The organism is Idiomarina sp. HB (assembly GCF_048059115.1).
GTDB classification, from domain to species: Bacteria; Pseudomonadota; Gammaproteobacteria; order Enterobacterales; family Alteromonadaceae; genus Idiomarina; species Idiomarina abyssalis.
Map to the genome: position 1 here is coordinate 366,939 of NZ_JAYLVU010000002.1, position 17,856 is coordinate 384,794.

General features: G+C 47.7%; 16 protein-coding genes. 12 read left to right on the plus strand and 4 right to left on the minus strand.

Features of this window, described 5'->3' with window-relative positions; genetic code table 11:
• The first annotated feature begins 23 nt into the window (after window positions 1-23).
• Complete coding sequence (gene tuf / locus VBY75_RS07555; protein WP_199495133.1) at window positions 24-1,208, plus strand: elongation factor Tu; 1,185 nt, start codon at window positions 24-26, stop codon at window positions 1,206-1,208.
• A 216-nt stretch (window positions 1,209-1,424) separates the two neighbouring features.
• Window positions 1,425-2,144, plus strand: coding sequence for a substrate-binding periplasmic protein (locus VBY75_RS07560; RefSeq protein WP_416511836.1), 720 nt, complete (start codon window positions 1,425-1,427; stop codon window positions 2,142-2,144).
• Here VBY75_RS07560 and glsA read toward each other — a convergent pair.
• Genes glsA through uvrA form a run of 3 tightly spaced genes read right to left on the minus strand, consistent with a single transcriptional unit; the run spans window position 2,141 to window position 6,332 of the window.
• Window positions 2,141-3,097, minus strand: a complete 957-nt coding sequence (glsA, locus tag VBY75_RS07565) for a glutaminase A (RefSeq protein ID WP_222236382.1) — start codon at window positions 3,095-3,097, stop codon at window positions 2,141-2,143. The genes VBY75_RS07560 and glsA overlap by 4 nt on opposite strands.
• Window positions 3,087-3,494: an acyl-CoA thioesterase gene (locus VBY75_RS07570; protein WP_199494793.1), complete on the minus strand. Its 408-nt coding sequence runs from the start codon at window positions 3,492-3,494 to the stop codon at window positions 3,087-3,089. The genes glsA and VBY75_RS07570 overlap by 11 nt, the downstream gene beginning before the upstream one ends.
• A gap of 12 nt (window positions 3,495-3,506) precedes the next feature.
• Complete coding sequence (uvrA, locus tag VBY75_RS07575) at window positions 3,507-6,332, minus strand: excinuclease ABC subunit UvrA (RefSeq protein ID WP_271331820.1); 2,826 nt, start codon at window positions 6,330-6,332, stop codon at window positions 3,507-3,509.
• Between the two features lie 116 nt (window positions 6,333-6,448).
• On the opposite strand from uvrA, the gene VBY75_RS07580 reads away from it, so the two are divergent.
• From VBY75_RS07580 to VBY75_RS07590, 3 genes are all read left to right on the plus strand, one after another.
• Window positions 6,449-7,828, plus strand: coding sequence for an MFS transporter (locus VBY75_RS07580; protein ID WP_224797786.1), 1,380 nt, complete (start codon window positions 6,449-6,451; stop codon window positions 7,826-7,828).
• Between the two features lie 41 nt (window positions 7,829-7,869).
• A complete protein-coding gene (gene ssb / locus VBY75_RS07585; protein ID WP_054489702.1) occupies window positions 7,870-8,430 on the plus strand; it encodes a single-stranded DNA-binding protein in 561 nt (186 codons plus the stop codon).
• A 107-nt stretch (window positions 8,431-8,537) separates the two neighbouring features.
• On the plus strand, window positions 8,538-10,523 hold the full coding sequence (locus tag VBY75_RS07590; protein WP_222236385.1) for a sensor domain-containing diguanylate cyclase: 1,986 nt from the start codon (window positions 8,538-8,540) through the stop codon (window positions 10,521-10,523).
• A gap of 34 nt (window positions 10,524-10,557) precedes the next feature.
• Here VBY75_RS07590 and VBY75_RS07595 read toward each other — a convergent pair whose 3' ends face one another.
• A complete protein-coding gene (locus VBY75_RS07595; protein WP_416511841.1) occupies window positions 10,558-11,778 on the minus strand; it encodes an adenosine deaminase family protein in 1,221 nt (406 codons plus the stop codon).
• Between the two features lie 100 nt (window positions 11,779-11,878).
• Here VBY75_RS07595 and VBY75_RS07600 point away from each other — a divergent pair, with 100 nt between their 5' ends.
• From VBY75_RS07600 to mshL, 7 genes are all read left to right on the plus strand, one after another.
• Entirely contained in the window at window positions 11,879-12,460 is a 582-nt protein-coding gene (locus VBY75_RS07600) for a thymidine kinase (protein WP_199494788.1), read from the plus strand.
• A gap of 86 nt (window positions 12,461-12,546) precedes the next feature.
• Complete coding sequence (gene pyrC, locus VBY75_RS07605) at window positions 12,547-13,581, plus strand: dihydroorotase (protein WP_416511845.1); 1,035 nt, start codon at window positions 12,547-12,549, stop codon at window positions 13,579-13,581.
• A 129-nt stretch (window positions 13,582-13,710) separates the two neighbouring features.
• The gene (locus tag VBY75_RS07610) at window positions 13,711-14,622 is read left to right on the plus strand and encodes a Type II secretory pathway component (RefSeq protein WP_416511847.1); all 912 of its coding nucleotides are present in this window, start codon (window positions 13,711-13,713) and stop codon (window positions 14,620-14,622) included.
• Complete coding sequence (locus tag VBY75_RS07615; protein WP_222236391.1) at window positions 14,619-15,215, plus strand: PilN domain-containing protein; 597 nt, start codon at window positions 14,619-14,621, stop codon at window positions 15,213-15,215. The genes VBY75_RS07610 and VBY75_RS07615 overlap by 4 nt, the downstream gene beginning before the upstream one ends.
• A 2-nt stretch (window positions 15,216-15,217) precedes the next feature.
• Window positions 15,218-15,853, plus strand: coding sequence for a Type II secretory pathway component (locus VBY75_RS07620; RefSeq protein WP_222236393.1), 636 nt, complete (start codon window positions 15,218-15,220; stop codon window positions 15,851-15,853).
• Window positions 15,846-16,187 (plus strand): DUF3160 domain-containing protein, encoded by a 342-nt coding sequence (locus VBY75_RS07625; RefSeq protein ID WP_222236394.1) that lies wholly within the window; start codon window positions 15,846-15,848, stop codon window positions 16,185-16,187. Before VBY75_RS07620 ends, VBY75_RS07625 begins: the two co-directional genes overlap by 8 nt.
• Window positions 16,184-17,854, plus strand: coding sequence for a pilus (MSHA type) biogenesis protein MshL (gene mshL / locus VBY75_RS07630; RefSeq protein WP_416511850.1), 1,671 nt, complete (start codon window positions 16,184-16,186; stop codon window positions 17,852-17,854). The genes VBY75_RS07625 and mshL overlap by 4 nt, the downstream gene beginning before the upstream one ends.
• The last annotated feature ends 2 nt before the right edge of the window (window positions 17,855-17,856 follow it).

The following is a 17,856-nucleotide window of genomic DNA, read 5'->3' on the forward strand; positions in this document are numbered from 1 at the left end:
TAACTTAAGTTTGAGGATATATCATGTCTAAAGAAAAATTTGAACGTTCGAAGCCGCACGTAAACGTCGGCACCATTGGTCACGTTGACCACGGTAAAACTACACTGACTGCTGCTATCACAACAGTTTTGGCAAAAGTTTATGGTGGTGCGGCGAAAGACTTCGCAGCCATCGATAACGCGCCAGAAGAGAAAGAGCGTGGTATTACTATTTCAACGTCACACGTTGAATATGACACGCCAACTCGCCACTACGCGCACGTAGACTGCCCGGGGCACGCTGACTATGTTAAAAACATGATCACCGGTGCTGCACAGATGGACGGCGCAATCCTGGTAGTAGCGGCAACAGACGGCCCAATGCCACAGACTCGTGAGCACATCCTGCTTTCACGTCAGGTAGGCGTTCCTTACATCGTAGTATTCATGAACAAATGTGACATGGTAGACGATGAAGAGCTGTTAGAGCTGGTAGAAATGGAAGTTCGTGAGTTGTTGTCAGAGTATGACTTCCCGGGCGACGACCTGCCAGTAATTCAGGGCTCAGCACTGAAAGCGCTGGAAGGCGACGAAGACTGGGCGAAGAAAATTGTTGAGTTAGCGGATGCGCTGGATTCATACATCCCAGAGCCAGAGCGTGACATCGACAAGCCGTTCATCATGCCAATCGAAGACGTATTCTCGATTTCAGGTCGTGGTACGGTAGTAACCGGTCGTGTAGAGCGCGGTATCGTGCGTACAGGCGACGAGTGTGAAATCGTTGGTATGAAAGACACCACGAAGACGACTGTTACTGGTGTTGAAATGTTCCGTAAGCTGCTTGACGAAGGTCGTGCAGGTGAGAACATCGGTGCCTTGTTGCGTGGTACGAAGCGTGACGAAGTAGAGCGTGGTCAGGTATTGGCGAAGCCAGGTACTATCACTCCGCATACTAAGTTCGAAGCAGAAGTTTACGTACTGAGCAAAGACGAAGGTGGCCGTCATACGCCATTCTTTAAAGGCTACCGTCCACAGTTCTACTTCCGTACAACGGACGTAACTGGTGCTGTAGAATTGCCAGAAGGCGTAGAAATGGTTATGCCTGGTGATAACCTGAAGTTTGTTGTGGAGCTGATTGCTCCAATCGCAATGGACGAAGGTCTGCGTTTCGCTATCCGTGAGGGTGGCCGTACCGTAGGTGCAGGCGTCGTATCAAAAATCATGGACTAATGCTGTCCTGTTGATTTTAAGAGCCCGGCTTTGGCCGGGCTTTTTTATGCCTGTCAATAATTAAGCGAAGGGTCGCTCAACTATTGACATTTGGGGCCGGAAAATTAACTATGGATGCAGATACTTAACCGATTAGTCAGTCTATTGAGAATACTCAGATACCTTTCTGTAATCGTTTTAGCTGCGATAAGTGGTACTGCCGCAGCAAAGATACCAGTGAAAGTAGCTGCTTACGATTACCCTCCTTATTTTTCAGACGTTCTTGAGACGGATCTCACACGAGAGCTCGTTACGCTATTGAATGAGCACCAGGATAGTTATGAGTTTCAAATTCAGATTATCCCACCTACGAGTCGCTATGAGGCGCTTAGCGAAGCAGGGTGTTGCGACGTGATATTCTTTGAATCGCCGCTGTGGGGTTGGGATAGACGGAACATTAAGTACGAAAAGACAATTCCTCTGGTGAGTGGTAAAGAGCGTTTAGTCACTGCAAAAAAAGAGGGACGAACTCAGTCTTTCTTCGATGATTTTGAGGGAAAGATTCTGGGCGGCGTAAAAGGCTACCACTACTTGCTTGGTGGTGAGTTAATTGCCTCAGATGAAGTCAAAGAAAAGTACACCGTTTACTTAGCTGACTCACGAATTATTAACGTACGCATGGTGCTAGGTGGACGGGTTGACCTCACTATAGTGAATGATGAGTTACTATCGGCGCTTGAGGGTTCACAACAAATTAAAGTCGAAAATCTATTACTCGCTGAAAAAGCCAGCTTTGCCTATAACTTGCATATACTTGTCGGCGAAAATAAGAGTATTACAGCAGGAAGTATCCAAAGGCACTTAAGAGAGTTGGGACGAAAGGGCGAGATAGATAGCTTATTTAGACGATTTAATATGGAACGTTTTCAGACTTACCGGCCCTCGACAATTCGTTAATAAACACTTAGACCCAAACGATTAGCAAGTTCCCTGACCATATACATGCCACGCGCACTGTTACCAAAGCTGTTTAATCTTGGGCTCCATGAGCAGATAACGCCAAAGTCAGGCACAACAGCAATCATGCCGCCGCCAACCCCACTTTTTGCAGGAACGCCTACCGTAAAAGCAAACTCACCGCTTTGGTCGTACATGCCGCTGGTAGATAGCAACGCATTAATACGCTGAGAGTCCCGTTTAGACATAATTTCCTTTTTGGAAAAAGGGCAAACTCCGTCATTTGCGAGAAAAGTAAAAGAGCGAGCGAGGTTTTCGCAGGACATGGTTAATGCACATTGCCAAAAGTAATGATCAAGCAGTTCCTCAACGTCTGCATCAATATTACCAAAACTTTTCATTAAGTGAGCCAGTGCCGCATTGCGATGGCCGTGTTCTTTTTCTGACTGGTGTACAATGTTATCGGCATACACATTGTCGTTGCCGCATAAGGTACGGACTAAGCTTAAAACCGCGTTCTTACTGGCTGAATAACGACTCACCAGCACATCACTAACGACAATAGCGCCGGCATTTATCATAGGGTTACGAGGAATGCCTTTTTCCCATTCTAACTGCACGATAGAGTTAAATGCCTGGCCAGAGGGCTCCATTTTGACTCTGTCCCATAAATCTTCGCCCAAGCGCTCCATTGCCAGCATTAGGCCGAAAATTTTTGAAATGGACTGGATGGAAAACTGCTCGTGAGTATCACCCACGTTAAATACCTCGCCATCAAGGGTGGCAAGGGTAAGTCCGCAGAGCTCCGGGTTGACCTCTGCTAATGCCGGAATGTAGTTGGCAACATGTCCTTCTGTGATCTTCATCGCTTGCTGGTGAATTTCCTCCAGCAAGCTTTTGAGATCATCGGGGGCATGTATCTGTTGCCCACCACTGACGAGATCACGCGTCAAGAGGGTGCTCCGGATGCGTTATAGTCGCCAGACGTTCTTTTAATTCATCGGATAGCTTCACAGAACGCTCCTGTTGGTAATCGAAGTAGACCAAGACTGTTTTCCCTTTAGCGCAGAGTTTATCTTTTTGCCAAATTTCGCTGGTAATATCAAACGAGCTACCACCTAAACGGCTAACATAAGTCTTAACTGTGACATGGCCACCAAAATAAATTGGAAATAAGTAGTCAACCTCAAGCCGGGCAACAATTAAGCTCTGCGTTTCGGGCGACATTTCCCCGAAGAATTCAAAAATAGGCAACCGCCCGGTTTCGATCCAGCCGGGAATGACGGTGTTATTGACGTGCCCAAGGGCATCGGTCTCATAAAATCTTACCTTAAAGTCTTCCGTTAACATACTGCGTCCTTTTTATGACTGCTTTAGCATCGGTTTCAAGAATCGCGCCGTGTGAGAGCGCTCGTTTTCACAGACGTCTTCTGGTGTGCCTTCACACAATATTTCGCCGCCGCCGGAACCGCCTTCCGGGCCTAAGTCAACAATCCAGTCAGCAGTTTTTATCACATCCAGGTTGTGCTCAATGACAACGACTGTGTTGCCGTGGTCACGCAGACGGTGGATAACTGCCAGTAACTGCTTAATATCATGGAAATGCAGGCCTGTCGTTGGCTCATCCAGAATGTACAAGGTCTTACCCGTATCTCGCTTGGAGAGTTCACGTGATAATTTAACCCGCTGCGCCTCACCACCTGAGAGTGTGGTAGCAGACTGACCCAGACGGACATAAGATAAACCAACATCCATTAAGGTTTGAAGTTTACGGGCAATGGCCGGAACCGGATCGAAGAACTCACGTGCGTCTTCTATGGTCATATCCAATACTTCGTGGATATTCTTGCCCTTGTATTTTACTTCCAGCGTTTCGCGGTTGTAGCGCTGGCCTTTACAAATGTCACAAGGGACATAAACGTCCGGTAAAAAGTGCATCTCAACCTTAATAACACCGTCGCCCTGGCAGGCTTCGCAACGTCCGCCGCGAACGTTAAAGCTGAAGCGGCCCGGCTTGTAACCGCGAGCCCGTGACTCCGGAACGCCTGCGAACAGTTCACGAATGGGTGTGAAAATTCCGGTGTAAGTTGCCGGGTTAGAACGCGGTGTCCGGCCTATCGGGCTCTGGTCAATATCCACCACTTTATCCAGCAACTGCATCCCTTCAACACTTTTGTAGGGGGCTGGTTCACCGGTTGTTGCACCATTGAGTTCGTGATGCGCAATATGGAATAAAGTATTATTTATCAGCGTCGATTTGCCGGAGCCAGATACACCGGTGACACAGGTCAGTACGCCCAGCGGTAGGTTAAAATCAACGTTCTTCAAGTTATTACCACTAGCGCCACGAATGGTGAGCCGGCGTTCATCGGGCTTGTGGCGTTGCTGCGGAACTTCTATTTCTTTTCTGCCGGACAGGTAGTCGCCGGTTAGTGAGTCTTCACTGCCAACAATGTCGTCGACTTGCCCCTGAGCAATAATCTCACCACCATGGACACCCGCACCAGGACCAATATCAATAACGTGGTCTGCCTGGCGAATCGCGTCTTCATCGTGTTCAACTACAATCACTGTATTGCCCAGGTCTCGTAAATGCGTGAGCGTATTCAATAGGCGTTCATTATCGCGCTGATGCAAGCCAATGCTGGGCTCATCCAGTACATACATTACGCCGACTAACCCAGCACCAATTTGGCTGGCCAGGCGAATACGCTGTGCTTCACCACCGGACAAGGTTTCTGCGCTACGCGAAAGGCTTAAATAGTTAAGCCCCACGTTCACCAAAAAACGCAGCCGGTCGTTAATTTCTTTCAGAATTTTTTCTGCTATTTGGGCGCGTTGGCCTTCCATATGCAGTTGCTGGAAAAACTCCAGTGCGTCGCCAATAGACTGTTCTACAATTTCAGGTAACGTGGTGCCCTGAATAAACACATGACGAGCTTCTGTGCGTAAGCGCGTGCCGCCACAGCTTTTACAAGGCTGGGTCGCCACATACTTTGATAACTCGTCTCTCACTGCTTGTGACTCAGTCTCGCGATAACGGCGCTGCATATTTGGGATAATACCTTCAAAAGCGTGCGCTCTTACGACCTTGTCACCGCGGTCATTCATGTAGGTAAATTTAATTTCTTCTTTACCACTGCCGAACAGAATTTTCTCACGAATGTCGTCAGGCAATTGGTTAAAAGGCTGCGACAGTTTAAAGTCGTAGTGCTTCGCCAGCGACTGCAGCATTTGATAATAGTAGAAATTCCGTTTGTCCCAGCCGCGAATTGCGCCACCCGTTAGTGATAATTCGGCGTTAACTATGACTTTTTCCGGGTCGAAAAACTGCTCAACTCCGAGTCCGTCACAGGTTGTACAGGCACCCGCCGGGTTATTGAATGAGAACAGACGAGGTTCCAGTTCCTGCATGCTGTAGCCACAGTGAGGGCAGGCGAAATTTGCTGAGAATACATCGGCCTCGCCGTCACCTTCCATTGGCACAACCAATGCCGTTCCGCCACTGAGGTCCAACGCCGTTTCGAATGACTCGGCCAGGCGTTGTTCCATACCTTCACGAACTTTAAAGCGGTCAACCACCACCTCAATGGTGTGCTTCTTTTGCAGTTCCAGTGTTGGAGGATCGCTCAGGTCACAAATCTCACCGTCAATGCGCGCACGGATAAAACCCTGAAGAGCCAGATTTTCCAGAACCTTCAAATGCTCGCCTTTACGGTTCTGAATAATAGGTGCCAGTAACATGCGTTTCTCACCTTCCGGCGCGGCCAGCACGTTGTCGACCATTTGCGAGATGGTCTGAGCTGCCAGCGGCACATCATGTGTCGGGCAGCGTGGCTCGCCCACTCGCGCAAACATCAGGCGCAGGTAGTCATAAATTTCTGTAATGGTACCAACGGTTGAGCGTGGGTTATGTGAGGTCGACTTCTGCTCTATTGAAATTGCAGGTGACAAGCCCTCGATGCTGTCTACATCGGGTTTTTCCATCAGCGATAAAAACTGACGAGCGTAGGCGGATAAGGACTCAACGTAGCGTCGCTGGCCTTCGGCATACAGCGTATCGAAAGCCAGTGACGACTTACCCGAACCGGACAACCCGGTAATCACAATAAGCTTATTGCGAGGAATCGTCAGGTTGAAATTTTTTAAGTTGTGCGTGCGTGCACCGCGTACTTCAATAGTATCCATAATTCCCGTCTGTTGTTCAGTAAATGACTGACGACAAAACGCTATTATCGCACAGTGTTAGGCATCTGGTACAATAGCAGCATCATTTATCATATTACTGACTATGAAGCAGTGAAATGACACCGCAAAAACTGAATAAAACTGAAAAAAAAGCCGCTTTAGCGCTCGCGTCTGTCTTTGGTATACGGATGCTGGGCCTGTTTTTGATCATGCCCGTGCTGGCAGTTTATGCACAGGAGTATCCAGACTATTCGCCATTGTGGGTGGGTATTGCTCTTGGTGCATACGGACTGACTCAGGCGCTTTTGCAAATTCCTTTGGGTATGTTGTCAGACCGGCTGGGTCGTAAGCCCGTTATTGTTGGCGGGCTGCTGGTTTTTGTTGCCGGAAGCGTGGTCGCGGCGCAGGCTGATACTTTATTCGGCGTGTCTGTTGGTCGAGCTCTGCAAGGCCTTGGCGCCATAGCCGCCGCAATATTAGCCCTGGCGGCTGACCTGTCACGTGACGAGCAACGGCCGAAGGTTATGGCTACCATTGGTATGTGTATTGGCTTAGCGTTTGCGGTGTCATTGGTTGCAGGACCTCTGCTGGGTGACGTTATTGGTCTTTCAGGGTTGTTTTGGTTTACGGCTGCCAGCGGTGTTCTGGGCATTTTCGTGCTACTGCTCAGTGTGCCGAAAGTTGTTACTACCTCTGCCCGGCGGGAATCCTTGCCGGTTTTGTCCGAGCTGGGAGACTTACTTAAACATAAACAATTGTGGTGTCTGAACAGCGGTATTTTTGTGTTGCACGCTATATTGACCGCCTGGTTTGTGACCTTGCCAACCCAGTTGCAAAATGCAGGCTTTGAAAGTCAGACCCATGCCTGGTTCTATCTACCAACCCTGGCCGCCTCAATCTTGTTTATGGTGCCGATGATCATTCACAGCTCCCGCAATAATAATTCAGTGCAGTGGCTGCGGTTTTCGATTGTGACCTTAATTGTATCTCTGCTAATTATTGGTGTGGCCGGGCAGTCCGGATGGTTGCTAGTCGCTGCCTTGGTGATTTTTTTCACCGGTTTTAATTTTATTGAGGCCAGTTTACCGTCATTACTGACCCGTATTGCGCCCGCCGGGAGTAAGGGCAGTGCCAGCGGTATCTATTCAACCGGACAGTTTTTAGGTGCCTTTGTTGGCGGTGTTGCAGGCGGTTGGGTCTTACAGAATTATCAGATATCTGGCGTTGTTGTTTTCTGTCTGATCTTGCTAGTATGTTGGTTACTCATCAGCTTAGTTATGGTTAATCCTGCAGGCGTTACCAGTGTATCGTTATCATTACCCGGACTATCTGAGGACAAGGCGACGAAACTAAGTGAGCGGTTACTTACTGTAGCCGGGGTAACGGAAGCAAGGTGGGTTGAAGAAGATCAGGCAACCTATTTAAAAGTTGATAAAAAACATTATGATGAAAAGGCGGTTAATCAGTTGCTTGAAAAGGCATCGGTCGCCCAATAAATTGAAGCAGTTGTAACGCGCATAAGGAACAGGAGAAAATAATGGCCAGTCGCGGTGTAAATAAAGTCATATTAATTGGTAACCTGGGAGCTGACCCAGAGGTACGTTATACTCAAAACAGCACAGCGATAGCCAACCTGTCGATTGCTACCAGTGAAACCTGGAAAGATAAGCAAACCGGTGAACCGCGCGAACAAACAGAGTGGCATCGCTGCGTGGCGTATCGCCGCCTGGCAGAAATTGCTGGTGAGTACCTGAAGAAGGGCTCAAAAGTGTATGTTGAAGGTCGTTTGCAAACTCGTAAATGGACAGGGCAGGACAACGTAGAGCGTTACACGACGGAAGTTGTGATTAACGAAATGCAGATGCTGGATTCTCGTGGCGGCCCTCAGGGTGGACCACAAGGCGCAGCGCCGCAAGGTCAAGGCTTTGGTGGTCAGCAGAGCGGCGGTTATGGTGGCGGGCAATCGCAGCCGTCGCAGCAGCAACAACGTCCGGCACCTCAGCCAGCACAGCAGCAAAATCAACAGCCTCAACAGAAACCGGCAGAACCTGCACCGTTTTCACCGGACAACGATTTTGATGACGACATTCCCTTCTAGTTTTCCGACTGTCTAAGTGTGATTTATTATCATTGACCCCCTTCTTTAAGGGGGTCTTTGCTTTCTATTTGCTTGTCATTTTCTTGTATAGGCTCTAAATTGAAGCTATGCGACTGAATACAATGCAATTGCTTATTAGTTTGGTTTTCGTTGTTTCCTTTTTAGCTGATGCTCAAGAGGAGAATGAAGTTACCGTAGAAAAACTCGAGCAGCTTCCTCCTTTAGCCGAGGAGTTCGAGTCGCTTTCCTATCTAGAGCGAATTAATTATTTAACGGAGCATCTGGAACAAGCCGAGGGACCCGCTGATGAGTATCGTCTTCAGCGAGAGTTAGCTTATCAACACTACTTCTATTACGAGACTGAGTTAACTGCACAAGCCTGCCAACTCCATCCTCCCAAGGACTTCGATATTTTTTATCGGCATTTATGCGTCTCGGTAAAGGATGCGGAATATGAAGAAAAACTAGCCGAGCTTATCGCCCTGCATGAAGATGCTCTTGAGTTAGGTGGGACTGAATATGCAACTGAGCTGCTATCAGAAATCGGCTGGATACAGTCAAGTAACGGTCATATTGGACTGGCATTTAATAGCTTTGAACGTGCACTGGAGCTTGCTAAAGACCCAGCAGTAAACTGGCCTGTGTTGAATACCGTCATGCAGAATACCGCAACGCTGTATATTATGTATGGTGACAAAGAATATATGGAAAATGGTGTTGAGCTGCACCAGCAAGTGCTTCGACGCACTAAAGAGTTAATGGAAGAAGGACAGATTGATGAGCGTATGGCTCAAAATACTATCAGTCTGACCTATTTTAATCTGGGGGTAGCTAATACACTGCACCTGGAAGATTATGATGCTGCGCTTGAGTGGTTCGATAAGGTTCAGTCTGATGATGCAGGACTGTTGAAATCCACCCTGGTTTTCTCCGCCTTGTCTGCGGTGTTATTGGGTAAAAATGAGTTAGGCGCGAACTTTTTAGATCAGTCATTACAAACCACCGCACCGGATGAGATTACCGCTCGTTACCTAAAATGCTATCAGCAACTGATACAGCTTAAGTTAAAGCAAACGGACTCAATAAGCGCATGCAATAATTTGCATCCCGATACCCAACTCGAAGTGAAACTGGATGTTTACAAGCGGATGTCGGAGCTTGAGCAAGACGGGTTACAGTTTCAGGGGCTTAAGAAATTTTACGCCTTATATCTTGAGACCCTGGAGCCGCAATTAAAGCAAAGCGCCAGTGCCGTTGCGTCCAGCGCGGAGCTTAGTCGCTTAAAGCTGGAGTCTCAGTTGCAGGACGAGCTGCTGGAAAAAGAACAGTTATTAAAAGAAGCTGAGAGCAAGCGCCGGGAAACCCAAACTCGGTTAACCTATGCATTGGCCAGTATCTTTGTTCTAGTGATTATTTTTGGTCTGCTTCAGCTGCGTCAAAAGTTCCGCCAGGCTAAACGTTTTGAAAAACTGAGCAAGACCGACATGTTAACCGGGCTGAATAACCGTTCTTATCTTGAACACAACATTAGCAAGTACATCGACTCTGCTGTGCTTTCTAATCGAAGTGAAGATACTAACAAAGTCGCTATTTATCTTTTTGATATCGACAAATTTAAAATGATTAACGACACCTATGGGCATGAGGTCGGTGATCAGGTACTTGTGGAATTTAGTAGACGAGTTAAATCTGTACGACGAGAAAGCGACATACTTGCCCGTTGGGGTGGAGAAGAGTTTCTGTTGGTTGCAAAACTGGATGATCTTGATGACTACCATGGTTTAGCGGAGCGAATACGGACCGTTGTCAGTGAAGAAGAGTTTGATTTGCCGTCGGGACTCAAAGTTAAGGTCTCCTGCTCTATTGGTGGGGCTATATATCCGTACAGCCCATACGGCGATGCGGGAGTGCATTGGAACAAGCTAATACAACTGGCAGATTTGGCGATGTACTACGGAAAGCAGCATGGACGGAATTGCTGGGCTTGCATTGACGAAGTCACCAACCCTGAGCAGCTTGAAACTGTTCTGCAGCAAACTCTGGACGATTCACTTAAGCAGAACAGTGTCAAAATTAGCAGTTCTATCAAATAAGGGCCGGTAACCTTATAAACTCAGTAGTCGTTGATTAAAGCCCAAACTTCTCAACCACTTTGTCAAAGTACTTCAGGTTCTGTTTGGCATAGTCGCGCTTATCCACATAGCGGCCCGGGAAGAAATTTTTCTTAAAGCCGTAAGCAACAATATCTTTCAGGCGTTTCAGTGATACATCAAAGTTATCGACAGCCAATTGGTACTCGTTGCTAACCGTTGTGCGCGACACCAAACGGTTGTCGGTACAAATGATAGTGGCCAGACGATGGTCCAGCATGTGCTGGAAGTTATGGTTCTTAATGTCGCCGATATCCGGGTTGGTTTGCAGGTTGCTGGTCAGGCAGACTTCAACGGCAATACGGCGGTCAGCAATATAAGAGGCCAGGCTTTCACCATAAGCTTTCGGGTCTTCTATTGACGGATCCTGAGTCATTTCAGGCGAGAATAACGAATAGCCATGGCCTAAGCGGTCGGCATGGCATTTGGTTAAGGCTTCAAAAATGCTCTCAGCACCATAAGCTTCGCCCGCGTGCACGGTTTTGAGTAGAAAGTTTTCGTGAGCGTATTCATACACTTCTTTAAACTCACCTGCCGGGTAGCCAATTTCTTGCCCTGCAATATCCAGCCCCACAATAGGCATGCTTTCTTCGTCGCGCATACGAACGCTGGCGCGGACTAAATCCATTGCCGCTGTTTTAATCACCTGCATGGATTCAAAGTCACGCATTAGCTGGAACATTTGCGTGTAATAGGGTGAGAATCCTTTTTTACCAAACATGCGCATTGCGCAGTTGATAATGCCGTATTCAAATGGCGGTTTATCGCCATTCTTTACGTCGGCGCTGCTATTGTATTCATTCTTCGCCCGTAAAAGACCGTCGTTAACGACGTGCATAATGGTATCGAAGGTCACGCCTTTGCTCGGATCCATTAGCAGTTGCGGTGCAAAGCGCACTTCGATGTAGTTAACCCCTTCATTTTGGTTGTCGACGGCTAACTCATAAGAGGCTTGCTCCAGGTTTTCTAAGTCACGCAAGGCTGCACAGGTGTACTGAAAACCATTGAGATACTCACCCAAATTGTTGTAGTGAGACTTAAAAACTAAATCAAATAAACCTTCCTCGGTATAGCTAGGGAGTTCGATATCAGCGCGTTTAGCCATATCAATTAAACTGCTGGCACGGAGGCTGCCGTCCAGGTGCAGGTGTAAGTCAGCTTTAGGAATGGCTTTAATAAATTCGGGGGAATATTGCATAGAGAACTCCTGCCTTAAGGTTGCTTTGTCCCATAATGCCATAAAATCGTGGTAATCTCTGCCAGGATCTAACCACAATAACCTAAAAAAATAGAACAAAATGGCTTCTCTATATTTTACGTATTCGGCAATGAATGCGGGGAAAAGTACCTCGCTGTTGCAAGTGGCTCATAATTACGAAGAGCGCGACCAGCATGTGTTATTAATGACGCCGGCGTTAGATGACCGGGCCGGCAAAGGGCGCATTGCGTCGCGTTTAGGTATTGGCCGTGACGCGGTGTCTTTTACTCACCGAACCGATTTAGCGGCAGTTGTGCGTGCCCGCTACATGCAACAGGCAATTGACTGCGTATTAATTGATGAAGCTCAGTTTCTAAGTGAAGAGCAAGTCTGGCAGTTATCCAGCCTGGCTGATACCGACAATATTCCGGTGATGTGTTACGGCATTCGGACCGATGCCTTTGGTAATGCCTTTCCGGGAAGTGCGGTGTTGCTGGCTATAGCGGACAAATTGGTGGAAATGAAAACCATATGTCACTGCGGGCGCAAGGCAACCATGTCTTTGCGGGTTGATGAAAAAGGCAACGCCATTCGCATGGGGCAGCAAATTGCGATTGGTGGTAACGATAGGTACGTTTCATGCTGTCGCAAGCACTGGAAAGAAGCCATGGGGTTGCGCTAAAACGCTCAAATAGAATACAGATTAAAGGTTTTTGCGAAGGAACTTAATGGTATACTGGCTTTATCATTTTTTAGCCAGAAGTGACTATGCAAAGCTTAACCATTCCAAGACCAGATGACTGGCACCTGCACTTGCGTGACGGGGCTATGTTGAAAACAACTGTACCTGCGTCGGCAACTGTTTTTCATCGCACCGTTGTTATGCCAAACCTTGTTCCGCCGGTTACCACCGTAAAAGCGGCTTTAGAGTATCGGGCAAGGATTATGGAAGAGGTGCCCGAAGGCGCTAGCTTTAACCCGTTAATGGCTTTGTATCTCACGGCTGAAACCACACCTGAGCAAGTTGCCGAAGCCGCTGCTAATGACCAAATTATCGGTTTCAAACTCTACCCCTCGGGGGCAACCACAAACTCCGCTGCGGGGGTTAAGTCAGTTGAAGCATTAGAGCCGGTGTTAGCTGCTATGCAGGAACACGGTGTGCCACTGCTTGTGCATGGCGAAGTGACCGACAGCGATATTGATATTTTTGACCGTGAGCGCGTATTTATAGAGCGCCATTTAATTCCAATAACTGAGCGTTTCCCTAACTTAAAGCTTGTGCTGGAACACATCACAACCGCGGACGCCGTTGAGTTTGTGACAAACGCCAATAGTAATGTCGCAGCAACGATGACGCCGCAGCACTTGCTGATGAACCGGAATGATTTACTCGTTGGTGGTATTCGCCCACATAATTATTGTCTGCCAATTTTAAAGCGCCGCACACATCAACAGGCACTGCAACAGGCTGCACTGTCCGGAAGCCCGAAGTTTTTTCTGGGAACGGACTCTGCTCCGCACGTGCAGGCGAGTAAAGAAACGGCTTGTGGTTGTGCCGGATGTTACTCGGCACCTGCGGCTATAGAGCTCTATGCTGAGTTTTTTAGCCAGCATAATGCATTGGATAAATTGGCTAACTTTGCCAGTGGCTATGGTGCTGACTTTTATCAATTGCCGCGTAATACAGATACCATTGAACTTGTTCAGCAGGAATGGACTGTGGCTGATACGGTAGATACGGCAACAGGACCCATGGTGCCTTACTGGGCTGGCTCGAGCTTGCAATGGAAGCTCAAGTGCTAGTATTACAGTTAAAGCACGACAAATGGGCTATGATGAAAGATATAAACTGCTCGAACCGTATTCTTTTTGTAATGAGCGGTGCAAAGTTTCTGTTAACATACATGAAAAAATAATAAAGGATGCTGCTGGGTGTTAGGATTTTCGAAGCAGAAACAAAATGGTCACCGTATTTGCTTTCAGATAACGCAAACCAGCGTCCGTCTCCTTATTGCTAAAGGACTCGCCGAGTCACCTGAACTGATTGTGAACGATCATGAGCAAGTAAAGCGTGGCTCACTGGTTAAAGAAGCGGGCGCGTTGCTGAGCAAATATTCGCGTATGTCTCTAAAGCATGCGCAGGTGATTTTAGTCTTAGGTACTGACTTATATGAATCGGTTCAAGTAGATAGACCCATGCTTGACTCCGATGAAATCGCTGAGAGTTTAAAATACAGCTTAAGCGACTTAGTTTCCCTATCTGGCAATGAGATTATCGCCGATTACTATGAGTTTCCTGAACAACCTTCGGGGCAGGATAAGGTAGTTGCAGTTGCAGCGAACCGGCACGAATTAAAACCCTGGGTCGATTTTTTTAGCGAACATGATCTGCAGCTAACGGACATTGGTATTGCGGAGTTAGCCTTGCCCCGGTTGGCCGAAATTCAAAACCATGCTGAGTTAACCTTGTACCAGAACCCAAATGGCAATTATATCGCGCAAATTAACACGCCAAAAGGGTTGATGTTTACGCGTTTGCTACGTGGTGTCACCGATATTTCGAGCTATACCGCTGAAGAAATACAGACGGGAGCTTTGGAGCCGCTGGCAACCGAGCTCCAGCGTTCGGTTGACTATTTTGAAAGTCATTTACGGCAGGCACCCATTAGCCGCATTATTTTAGCGGTTGAGCACAGACAGCTATCGGCAGTGCAGAGCAGTCTGTCAGAGCTTTTAGCTGTTGAGTGCAGCGTTTATTCGTACCCACAGTGGGCAATTGAATTACGCGAAGACGACTATTCCGATTTGGCAGGCCTGGGCGCATTGTTAGAGGTGTCCTCATGAAGCAGTGGGTAAACCTTTATCGTCGTGACTTGCAGCCAATTAAACAGCGCCTGACCTTAGCTCGTTTAAGCGCTGTTTTAGGTGTTTGGCTGGCGCTGCTCATAGCTGTAGTTGTGGTTACTCAATGGCAAAATTCAGCAGTTACCCATGAAAATGAAAAATTATCGAATGCTTTACAGGCGGTTAACGATGACCTGACTCGTGCCCGGGAACGACTTGAACGGCGAGAGCCTAGCCTGCAGTTACGTGAAGAAAAAGAAGAGCTCATACAACAACTTCAGGATACGCAAAGTTTCAGTCGCAGAATTAGCGAGTTCCAACAAGGTCAGTCGTCTTCGGTTAGCGGCTTTTTAAGTGAATTGGCACAAATAACGCCGGAAGCTATTTGGCTTACGGATTTTTCAATTGCGGGCGAGAATATTCGTTTGCATGGGCAGGCGTTAAATAGTGAAGCACTCGTTTTGTGGATGGATAAATTCGGTCAGTCTGACTTGCTGGCAGACAAGCGCTTTGCTGTTGTTGAGCTTAAGCGAAGCGAACAGGGCTACCAACAGTTTCTGTTGCAAAGCGTCAGGACCGACGAGGACAAATAGAGATGATGAACTGGTGGCTAAACTTACAAGAAAACTTTGACGCTATGCCTGCTCGCCAGCGTACGTTGATGGCCTTGGCAGCTTTTCTTGTTGTGACACTGCCTCTTATCAGTTACTTAATTGTTCCAACTGTTGAAGAGAACAAAAGTACGCAGGCTGATAACCGTCGTATTGAGTCGCAACTGGAACAGCTGAAGCAATTGCAGCAAGAGTTAAGAACTCAGTTAAGTAAAGATGTGAACGCGCCGGTTAAAGCAGAGATTAAACAACTACAGCAGCGCTTGGTTGTGGCCAAAGAAGATTTCTCAGGAAACACTGTGCTATTACCTGCCGACCAGCGTAAACAGTTTTTGCAAGGGGTATTACGACACGCTTCTGAGTTGGAAATGCAAAGCCTGGAAGCGCAGGAGCCGTCAGTGGTGTTTGAAACCGGTTCAATTAAGCTCTATCAACATGCTATTCAGGCGGAGTTCAGCGGACGTTTTTTTGCTGTATCGAAATTTGTCGATAAACTGCAAACGGAGTATCCAAGTGTGCGGTGGGCGAACTTTGAGTACCAAGTGACGAATTATCCGACAGCAACAGTGACTATTGTCTGGTATTTACTGAGTACTGATAAGGAGTTTATCAGTGCGTAACTTAATTTTATGGCTATTTGTTTTATTGCCGTTGTCGACGTTAGCGCAAGAGCGTGACCCGACTCGGCCTCCGGTCAATGAAACGGAAACAATAGCTAACCTGGAGAGCTGGGCGGAAGAATTGAAATTGACGCAAATTTTGTATTCTGAGCAGAGCCAGTCAGCTCGGTTAAATGGCCAGTGGGTCAAGCCGGGAGAGCGGGTTGATGGTGTGGAAGTAATGTCAATAAAACCAAACAGTGTGGTTGTTGAAAAAAGTAATGAAGTGGTCGAGATTACTTTATTTGAGCCGATAAAACAGAATAAGAAAGGCATCCCGGGGGCAGTACAATGATAAAAGTTGCGACAGGCGCATTATTACTGGCAGTAATAGCGGGTTGTGCTTATCAACCGAGCTATTCACCAGACGAAGCAAATGAGGCAATGAAGCCAGAAGCTGCCGAGAAAAAAGCGTCTGCTACAAAGTCGGCTGTGCCTGCGGAAGTCAGTAACTTTCTCAGTCAAAGCGCGAGCGGGCAACAAGAAGACGGCTTAGCATTGCTGGAAGAGCCCCGCTTTGTTTTACAGGCCGATGAAGTTGATGCAAAAGCTTTCTTTTACGGTCTGGCTGCCGACTCCCCTTATAATATTCTGGTGCATCCGAATGTCAGCGGCGAAATTTCAATGAGCCTTAAAGATGTCACGCTGGATGAAACGCTGGACGCAGTGCAGGATATGTACGGTTTTGAAGTGCGTCGCTCCGGCCGTACAATTCAAATATTCCCTTCCGGGGTGCGCACCCAAACGTTTTCGCTCGACTACCTGTCACTGCGGCGTTTTGGCATGTCACAAACTGAAATCTCCGGCGGTGGCGTCAGTGATGAGCGTAATAACAATAACCAGTCTAATCGCGGAAATACGAATAACACGAACGTTTCCGGAGCGACTCCTTTTACCGGTAGTGGTGAGTACAGCCGCGACTCACGTCAAAACTCCATGCAAGGCAATGGTTCCAGTATTACCACGCAATCGGAAACCAACCTGTGGGGCGACTTAAAAGAAGTTATTGAAGGCATCATAGGTAACGGTAATGTAGTCTTGTCGCCGCAGGCCGGGGTGGTTAGTGTGACTGCGTCAGCCGACAAGCTTCGCGCTGTTGGCGATTTCATAGAAACCCTGGAGTCGCGTTTACAACGCCAGGTGATTCTGGAAGCACGCATTATTGAAGTAACGCTGAACGACAGTTATCAGCAGGGTATTAACTGGAGTGATATTTATTCCGGCAATGCGGGCTTTGGTGTGGAGTTCAACGGTGTAACCCCAGCTAACACGACGTCTGCGGCTATTGGTGGGTTATTCGGTCTTACTTACACCGACGAAGGTAATAACTTCAGTGGCATGATAGAAATGCTGCAAACCCAAGGCACCGTGCAGGTTCTGTCGAACCCTCGTGTCAGTGCGTCGAATAATCAAAAAGCGGTCATTAAAATTGGTGAAGACGAGTATTTTGTTACCGACGTGACCAGCCGCACTTCGCTTGATTCCGGCGGTATTTCGTCGTCAGACTCTGATATCGAGTTCACACCGTTTTTCTCCGGTATCTCTCTGGATGTTACACCACAAATTAGCGATGACGGCGAAGTCATTTTGCATGTTCATCCGTCAGTGGTCGAAACCAGCGAACAGGAAAAAGTCATCACCGTGTCAGGAAAAGAGTCGGTACTGCCGCTGGCGCGCAGCAACATTCGCGAGTCTGATACCATAGTAAAAGCCCGCAACGGTGAAATTGTTGTGTTGGGTGGTTTAATGCAAACCACAAATTCTGAAGAAGTGGGTAAGGTTCCGTTACTAGGCGACATTCCGTTGCTCGGTGAGCTTTTCACGAATCGCCGTAATCGTCAGGAAAAGAAAGAGTTGGTTATATTACTGAAGCCCACGGTAGTCGGTGTTGATACCTGGCGCGATGAACTGAAACGATCACGCGAACTGCTGCAGGAATGGTTCCCGGACATTGAGCAATAGGT

Coding starts and splice junctions, on each gene's coding strand:
- tuf (WP_199495133.1), top strand. CDS start 24: ATGTCTAAAGAAAAATTTGAACGTTCGAAGCCGCACGTAAACGTCGGC.
- VBY75_RS07570 (WP_199494793.1), bottom strand. CDS start 3,494: ATGTTAACGGAAGACTTTAAGGTAAGATTTTATGAGACCGATGCCCTT.
- uvrA (WP_271331820.1), bottom strand. CDS start 6,332: ATGGATACTATTGAAGTACGCGGTGCACGCACGCACAACTTAAAAAAT.
- VBY75_RS07580 (WP_224797786.1), top strand. CDS start 6,449: ATGACACCGCAAAAACTGAATAAAACTGAAAAAAAAGCCGCTTTAGCG.
- ssb (WP_054489702.1), top strand. CDS start 7,870: ATGGCCAGTCGCGGTGTAAATAAAGTCATATTAATTGGTAACCTGGGA.
- VBY75_RS07590 (WP_222236385.1), top strand. CDS start 8,538: ATGCGACTGAATACAATGCAATTGCTTATTAGTTTGGTTTTCGTTGTT.
- VBY75_RS07595 (WP_416511841.1), bottom strand. CDS start 11,778: ATGCAATATTCCCCCGAATTTATTAAAGCCATTCCTAAAGCTGACTTA.
- VBY75_RS07600 (WP_199494788.1), top strand. CDS start 11,879: ATGGCTTCTCTATATTTTACGTATTCGGCAATGAATGCGGGGAAAAGT.
- pyrC (WP_416511845.1), top strand. CDS start 12,547: ATGCAAAGCTTAACCATTCCAAGACCAGATGACTGGCACCTGCACTTG.
- VBY75_RS07615 (WP_222236391.1), top strand. CDS start 14,619: ATGAAGCAGTGGGTAAACCTTTATCGTCGTGACTTGCAGCCAATTAAA.
- VBY75_RS07620 (WP_222236393.1), top strand. CDS start 15,218: ATGATGAACTGGTGGCTAAACTTACAAGAAAACTTTGACGCTATGCCT.
- mshL (WP_416511850.1), top strand. CDS start 16,184: ATGATAAAAGTTGCGACAGGCGCATTATTACTGGCAGTAATAGCGGGT.